The organism is Kitasatospora sp. NPDC048722, from assembly GCF_040650235.1.
GTDB lineage: Bacteria > Actinomycetota > Actinomycetes > Streptomycetales > Streptomycetaceae > Kitasatospora.
This window is the reverse complement of sequence record NZ_JBEZGX010000148.1, coordinates 1-3,237: the sequence shown is the minus strand read 5'-3', so window position 1 is coordinate 3,237 and position 3,237 is coordinate 1. Positions and strand designations below refer to the sequence as shown.

The window sequence follows — 3,237 nt, the reverse complement described above, 5'->3', positions numbered from 1 at the left end:
CAGGGCTTGGGCGGCGAGGTGCAGGGCGACGAGTGAGGAGGAGCACGCGGTGTCGACGGTGACCGCCGGGCCCTCCAACCCGAACGTGTAGGCGAGGCGGCCCGACACGACGCTGGAGGTGTTGCCGGTCAGCAGATAGCCCTCCAACTCGGCCGGGGCCTTGGGCAGTCGCGAGCCGTAGTCGTTGTACATGACGCCGACGAAGACCCCGGACCGACTGCCCCGGACGGTGCCCGGTTCGATCCCGGCCTGCTCGAAGGTCTCCCACGCGGTCTCCAGCAGCAGGCGCTGCTGCGGGTCCATGCTGGTCGCCTCGCGCGGGCTGATCCCGAAGAACTCGGCGTCGAACTCGTCGGCTCCGTAAAGGAATCCGCCCTTGTGGGTGTAGGAGGTGCCGGGGTGGTCCGGGTCGGGGTCGTACAGCGCGGAGAGGTCCCAGCCGCGGTTGGTGGGGAAGTCGCCGATGGCGTCGGTGCCGGAGGCGACGAGCCGCCAGAGGTCCTCGGGGGAGGCGACGCCGCCCGGGTAGCGGCAGGCCATGCCGACGATCGCGATCGGGTCGTCGTCGACCACGGTGCGTGCCTGCGGGGCCGGGACGGCGCGGTCCGCGAGGCCGCCGGGCAGCAGCGAGAGCACGTGGGCGACGAGCGCGGCCGGCGTCGGGTGGTCGAAGACCAGGGTCGTGGACAGCCGCAGGCCGGTGGTGGTGGCCAGCCGGTTGCGCAGGTCCACGCCGGTGAGGGAGTCGAAGCCGAGGTCCTTGAAGGCGCGGTCGGCGTCGATGGTCGCCGGAGAGGCGTGGCCCAGCACGGTGGCGACCGTCGTTCGGACCAACTCGCCCACGGCGTCGGCCCGTTCCGGCGCGGGCAGGGCGGCGGTGCGCTCCGCCCACGAGCCGGTGGAGCCGGTGGAGGCGGAGGCGCCGGCACCGGCCCGCCGGCGCGGAGGCCGCACCAGGCCGCGCAGCGGAGCCGGCAGCGGGCCGGCCGCAGACCTGGCGCGCAGCGCGGCGAGGTCGAGCCGGACCGGGACGAGTGCCGCGGCGGGCGAGCGCAGGGCCGCGTCCAGGAGCGCGAGGCCATGCTCGGTGGTGAGTGCGGGGAGTCCCGAGCGTGCCCAGCGCAGCAGGCCGGCCGTGCCGAGGGCGCCGGCCATCCCGTCCTGTTCCTCCCACAGGCCCCAGGCGAGCGAGGTGGCGGGCAGGCCGCGGGCGCGGCGGTGCTCGGCGAGGGCGTCCAGGTAGGCGTTGGCGGCGGCGTAGTTGGCCTGGCCCGCGGTACCGGTGACCCCGGTGACGGAGGAGAAGAGCACGAAGGCGGAGAGGTCCGCGGTCGTGGTCAGCTCGTGCAGGTTGAACGCGGCGTCGGCCTTGGGACGTAGGGCGGTGTCCAGCCGCTGCGGGGTGAGGTCGGTCAGCACGCCGTCGTCGAGCGCTCCGGCGAGGTGGAAGACCGCGCCCAGCGGGTGGTCCGCCGGGATCGTGTCCAGGACGTCGGCCAGGGCGTCGCGGTCGGCCGCGTCGCAGGCCGCGAAGCGCACCTCCGCGCCGGATCCGGCCAGTTCGCGGACGAGGTCCTGGGCGCCGGGCGCCCGTTCGCCGCGGCGGCTGAGGAGCAGCAGGTGCCGTGCCCCGTGCTGCCGCACGAGGTGACGGACGAGCACGCGGCCCAGGGCCCCGGTTCCGCCGGTGACCAGTACGGTGCGTTCGGCGAGCCCGGCGGATGCGGCGTGGGCCGGTGCGACGTCGGCGCGGGTGAGGAGGGGAGCGAACAACGTCCCTTCACGCAGGGCTAGTTGGGGCTGGGTCGAGGCGGCCGCGAGGGCGGGCAGGTCGGCGGCTTCCAGGTCGGCGACATCGTCCAGGTCGATGACGGCGAAGCGGTCGGGGTGTTCGGTCTGGGCCGAGCGGAGGAGGCCCCAGGCCGCGGCGGACCAGGGGTCGGGGACGTCGTCCGTCGCGGTGGCGGCGACGGCACCGCGGGTGAGCAGGAGGAGCCGGGAGCCGGCGAACCGGTCGTCGGCCAACCAGGCGTGCGCCAGGTCCAGCACGTGGGCCACGGCGGACCGGCCGCTCGGCACGGTCGCCGCGACCACGTCGGGCACCGGGGCGGTCCCGTCGTCCCCGGCGGTCCCGCGGAGCGCGCCGAGGTCCCGGAGTTCGCGGGGCCCGTTGACGAGGGTCACCGACGGCCGCCCCGACGGGCCCGGGCTCGCCGTGGGCCGCCAGTCGATCCGGTGGAGGTCCCGCGTCCGGCCGCCGTGGTCGTCCAACTGCTCGCGCCGGACGGGGAGCAGGGCGAGATCCTCGACGGTCAGGACCGGCTGCCCGGCCGGGTCGGCGGCGCTGAGCGACCGGCCGGACCAGACGACCCGCAGCTCGGCGGCACCTGCCGCGTGCAGTTCCACGCCAGACCACGAGAAGGGCAGCGGCAGCCCGTCGGCGTCCTCCGCCTCGCCGGCCACCAGCGGGTGCAGCGCGGCGTCCAGGAGGGCCGGGTGCAGGGGAAAGCCGCCCGCGTCGCCTCGTACGTCCTCGGGCAGCGAGAGTTCGGCGAAGAGCTCGTCACCGCGCCGCCAGGCCGCCCGTACGGCCCGGAACGACGGTCCGTACGCGTAGCCGAGTTCGGCCAGGCGCCCGTACAGCGTCACGGTGTCGAGGGCGTCGGCGCCGGCCGGCGGCCAGGTCGTCGGCGCGGCGGCGGTCGGCCGCCCGGCCGGGGTCAGCAGCCCCACCGCGTGCCGGGTCCAGTCGTGGGCGTCGCCGGGGCGCGAGTGGACGGCGAGCGTGCGGGCTCCGCTGTCCGGGTCGGCCGCGCCAACGGTCAGCTGGAGCACCAGCGGGACGGTGGCGGGCAGGACGACTGGTGCCTCCAGGGTCAGCTCGTCCAGTCGGGGGGTGCCGCAACGCTCGCCCGCCGCCAGGGCGAGGTCGACGAACGCGGTGCCGGGCAGGATCGGGCGGCCGAGGATCTCGTGGTCGGCGAGCCAGGGGTGGGTGTCGAGCGACAGCCGGCCGGTGAACAGCAGGCCGCCGTCGGAGGCGAGTGCGACGGTCGCGCCGAGCAGCGGGTGGTCGGTGGCGCCGAGCCCGAGGTCCTCGGGGCCGGCCGACGGGGCGGCCGGCAGGAGCCAGAACTGCTCGCGCTGGAAGGGGTAGGTGGGGAGGTTGGGGTGGGTGTGGGTGGTGGTGGGTGGGGTGGGGGTGTGGCCGTGGGTGTGGGTGGTGGCGAGTGCGGT

At 76.0% G+C, this 3,237-nt stretch carries 1 protein-coding gene; it reads right to left on the bottom strand.

From position 1 onward, the window contains the following. A partial coding sequence (locus tag AB0C76_RS41165; RefSeq protein WP_359975857.1) for an SDR family NAD(P)-dependent oxidoreductase occupies nucleotides 1-3,237 on the bottom strand: 3,237 nt, incomplete at both ends.